8 protein-coding genes are annotated in these 3,504 nt (G+C 49.5%); all 8 read right to left on the bottom strand.

The features are described from left to right. Positions 1-835: phage tail tape measure protein (locus tag M0Q24_RS11470; RefSeq protein WP_295050782.1), on the bottom strand; the 835-nt coding region annotated here is incomplete at its 3' end. Further along, complete coding sequence (locus M0Q24_RS11475; protein ID WP_295050784.1) at positions 832-1,062, bottom strand: hypothetical protein; 231 nt, start codon at positions 1,060-1,062, stop codon at positions 832-834. The genes M0Q24_RS11475 and M0Q24_RS11470, both read right to left, overlap by 4 nt. Before the next feature lie 62 nt (positions 1,063-1,124). After that, positions 1,125-1,511: a hypothetical protein gene (locus M0Q24_RS11480; RefSeq protein WP_295050786.1), complete on the bottom strand. Its 387-nt coding sequence runs from the start codon at positions 1,509-1,511 to the stop codon at positions 1,125-1,127. Positions 1,512-1,518: 7 nt separating this feature from the next. Further along, positions 1,519-2,079, bottom strand: coding sequence for a hypothetical protein (locus tag M0Q24_RS11485; RefSeq protein WP_295050788.1), 561 nt, complete (start codon positions 2,077-2,079; stop codon positions 1,519-1,521). A gap of 4 nt (positions 2,080-2,083) precedes the next feature. Next, the gene (locus M0Q24_RS11490; RefSeq protein ID WP_295050790.1) at positions 2,084-2,494 is read right to left on the bottom strand and encodes a hypothetical protein; all 411 of its coding nucleotides are present in this window, start codon (positions 2,492-2,494) and stop codon (positions 2,084-2,086) included. Positions 2,495-2,534: 40 nt separating this feature from the next. Continuing rightward, positions 2,535-2,939 carry a hypothetical protein gene (locus M0Q24_RS11495; RefSeq protein WP_295050792.1) on the bottom strand — a complete coding sequence of 135 codons (405 nt, stop codon included), beginning with the start codon at positions 2,937-2,939 and terminating at the stop codon, positions 2,535-2,537. Then, complete coding sequence (locus M0Q24_RS11500) at positions 2,940-3,266, bottom strand: hypothetical protein (RefSeq protein WP_295050793.1); 327 nt, start codon at positions 3,264-3,266, stop codon at positions 2,940-2,942. Then, a partial coding sequence (locus M0Q24_RS11505; protein ID WP_295050795.1) for a head-tail connector protein occupies positions 3,266-3,504 on the bottom strand: 239 nt, incomplete at its 5' end. The genes M0Q24_RS11500 and M0Q24_RS11505, both read right to left, overlap by 1 nt.

A 3,504-nucleotide genomic window follows, 5' to 3' on the forward strand; every position in this document is an offset into this window, starting at 1 on the left:
CGAGTACCGAAAGGATCCCCCCGGCTATCAGCGCGAACCGGCTTAAGCCTGCAACGAGCTCCCGATTATCCTCGATCCACTCCCTTGCGCCCACGGCCGCGTCTTTCACGCGCTCTATTACTTCCCTTAAGACAGGCATTAGCTCTACGGCAAAGACTCTTACAAGCCCCGTTATAGCGCCCCACATATCCCTCATTGAGTCTTGATACTCTGCTGCCGCTTTAGCCGCTTCTTTGTCAAATACCTCTCCGGTCTCCTCTGCGACTTTCATTAAGTCCTCAAGACCTTTCGCTCCGTTCTCAAGAGCCGGGAGTAGCGCCGTTCCGCTCCTTCCAAGTATCTCTTGAGCCGTTGCTGCCCTTAAAGTCGGGTCTTCTATGTCAGCCATACGAGCCATAATTAACCGCAACTGCTCTTCTGGCTTTAAGTCCTGTAAATCTTCTAAGTTTAAGTTTAGTCTTGCAAAAGATCGTGTATTCTCTGCCAATCCGTCAGAAAGCCCTATTATTGACCGTTGCATACGCTTAACGCCTGTCTCAACTGCGACTAAGTCAGTCCCTGACCTCTGTGCCGCAACTCTCCACCTTGACAGGGCATCTTCTGACACACCTGTCCTTAGAGCCATTTTGTTTATTTCATCACCGGCCTTAGCATAAGACCCTACGATCTTAGCGGCAGTGCCTACCATAAGACCGCCGGCGGCAGTCATAGCCGCTCCGGCCTTACGCATATTCTGCCCCATTTGTACGGCGCGCTTATCTATATCGGATATTTCGCCTTTAGTCTCAGCTCCGCCCTTAAGAGATATGGACCCGAACAACTCAAATATCTTCATTTTATTTTACCTTTATCAAGCGCGCGTATCTTACGAGAGGTCTCATCTGCTATACGTAACAGCTCTTCTTTATATTTTGTAGATATTTTTCTCGGCTTAACTATGCCCATTTTCTCAATCCACCTCTCGAGGCTCATCCTCGGCTTATAACTCTCTCCTCTCGCCAACATTTGGAGCACCGTCTCCGCGTTTATTTTCCTTGTCTCTTCCCTCCGCGCCTCGCTCAAAAGTATCCCAAACGAGCTCCAGGGTAAACTCTCCCAATCTTGATAAAGCCTGCTTACCGCTATCAGGTCGGCGTAATATTGCTCTCTGAACGTTTCTGTTCTGGAAATAGCGCACAGGCAGCGGCGAAAAAATCAGATAACCCCTCTTGTTTGCTTAAATGAGTTATCACTTCCGCCAGTTTGCCCGGCCCGGCATTATCAAAAGCCTCATAGTCAAGCTCTGCTATCCCGGCAAGCCAGTGCAGTATCTTGTCTCCGGTGCGCTTGATAATTGTGCTTATGACAACCCTTCCCATTTCGACACCGTCAAGAGTCTTGTCTTTCTCAGACTTCTTTGCCTTATCGCTATAAGACTCATAGAGCAGATCGCCGAGTTCCTGTATCACACCCTCGCAATCGGTCATTATCTGTACGAGGGCGAGCAAATCAGAGTTTCTTAGATTTCTCATTGTGATATTACGTTACGACGTCCGCCGGAAACCTTACCTCAAACGGTACGGTTGTCGCGTCTGCCGCGTCGAAGTGGGCGCTGAATGTGATAGGCTGTACTATGTCGTCTCTATCCTGAAACGCGAGCTCCAGTCCTTCGTCGGCAAGCACGTTCTTTATAATACCTACAAACGGCGTATCGCTTCCGGAGATGTTACCCAGGATAGCCACGTTGTCGAGGTATGAGTTTGCGCTTATGGCAAGTCCGGGAGTAATCTTAAAATGATCGCCTTCGACCTCTCCGCTTGCGCCCGGGAGCGCCCTCAAGAGCGACTCTCTCGATATCTCAAGCATATTCGCCTCAATGCGCGCCTCTATCGCGTCAATATTCCTGAACCCTTTCATCTTACCCCTGGCTCCGTCAGGGCGCGTGTCTCTGATTTCCATTTCTACAATGAAGCTGTTACCGCCCATTGTCGCGCCGAAAAGCGTGCCGGGGTTGTCTCCGTCTACATAATTAAGCCTTATTTCGCCGGGTCCGAGGGCGTACCTCTGCGGCGATTTTGAGCTGATTCCGTTTCTAACCATTTTCTTAACCTCCTATAGTTCCTTTTTTATCCGTTCTTATCGTAAAATCAGCAGTCAAATGCCAGATATTACGGTCTTCTTCCTCAGGGATAAACCTCGCCGGGCCCGGGAACGATATTATCTTTTCAGAATCCACTCCGCCCGACCGAATCTCCCTGTCAAAAATCTTCAATAATGCCTTCGCTACAGCAGACGCTCGATTAGACGTGCTGCCCCTGTCGTAAAAGTCTATCGTTAAAGTGTAGTCACTCTTGAGCGATCCCGCGTCGTCAACCTGCAAATTGTATAAAAAGTACGGATACTCCGTTGTACCTGCGGGCCGGGAGACAAAGTACAGCTTCACCGGATCCATTAACGATTTTATAGTCGTATCAAGAACTATCAGATTATAAATGACTGTCTGTATCGCTATCATTCTACAGGCCTCGACAAAACAAGACTGAACTCAGCGGCTATCATTCTACAGGCCTCGACAATATACGCCCGACCTGATCGGCGTTTTTCTCAAAGGTCGGTTTTAACCAGGGTCGAGGCTCCGGCATACGCGACGTGCCGCGCTCAAGCCATAGGCCATACAACAGCGGAGTACCCACTTTACCTACCCACTCGAAGAAATCCTTAACAACCTCGCGCGCTATAGTTCTTCTTAGCATACCGCTATCAGTGGCCGGAGGCTTTCCGGGAGCTGAGGCAATATGAACCTTGCGCCCGCGGGCATACGCCGCGCCGGTTCCCTTCTGTGACAAGGTCTCTTTGAGCTTGTTCTGCATGAATATAGAAGCCTCCGTCACGCGAGCTTTCTCCCATTTATCGAACTTCGACTCGAAATTCTTCACATAAGAACTAAATCTTATAGACATTTACTTCTCTGAAACTCCTACCACTATAAACTCACCTCTCCGCACCGCGGGAGCCTGTATCTCAAACTCCCGAGTCTCCGCAGTCCGAGCGTCGACAATACTAATCTCGCTCTTAAAGGGTATACTGTCCCTCGCAAGCTTCTTTCTGTCGCGTATCACAAGCTCGTACTCCACAAGCTCGTATCCTTGTCTCTGATACTGCGCCGCTCCGTTTGCCGATACGCTTCGGAGCTGACCGCGCGCGGTTACCACTTCCGGGTATCCGGTTGTTATCCCTGTCGCGCTCCGAGTCTCGGCTCCGGGAATAGTTATAGTTATTTTATCCACTACTCCCCACTTACCCAGCTCTGCGGCCTTAAGTCAACGATATAATCAAGTATCTCTTTCTCTGTCCTATAGGTTTTAGCCTCAAGACCTGACGTGTTCTTTACAGCCACACCGTCCCTATTGTCATACCAGTAAGCCACGAGGTTCAGCGCACAGCCCTTTACTGTAGCAGGAGCCGTCAGCTCAGTGTATTCTGTATTTAAAAAATTATTGATGCGCTCTGTCGCTTTCTCTATTA

Source organism: Sulfurimonas sp. (genome assembly GCF_023228785.1).
In the GTDB taxonomy this organism is placed as follows: domain Bacteria; phylum Campylobacterota; class Campylobacteria; order Campylobacterales; family Sulfurimonadaceae; genus Sulfurimonas.

What these genes read in the sequence shown, in the direction of transcription:
- M0Q24_RS11495 (WP_295050792.1), bottom strand. Translation starts at nt 2,939, where the DNA reads ATGTCTATAAGATTTAGTTCTTATGTGAAGAATTTCGAGTCGAAGTTC.
- M0Q24_RS11480 (WP_295050786.1), bottom strand. Translation starts at nt 1,511, where the DNA reads ATGAGAAATCTAAGAAACTCTGATTTGCTCGCCCTCGTACAGATAATG.
- M0Q24_RS11490 (WP_295050790.1), bottom strand. Translation starts at nt 2,494, where the DNA reads ATGATAGCGATACAGACAGTCATTTATAATCTGATAGTTCTTGATACG.
- M0Q24_RS11485 (WP_295050788.1), bottom strand. Translation starts at nt 2,079, where the DNA reads ATGGTTAGAAACGGAATCAGCTCAAAATCGCCGCAGAGGTACGCCCTC.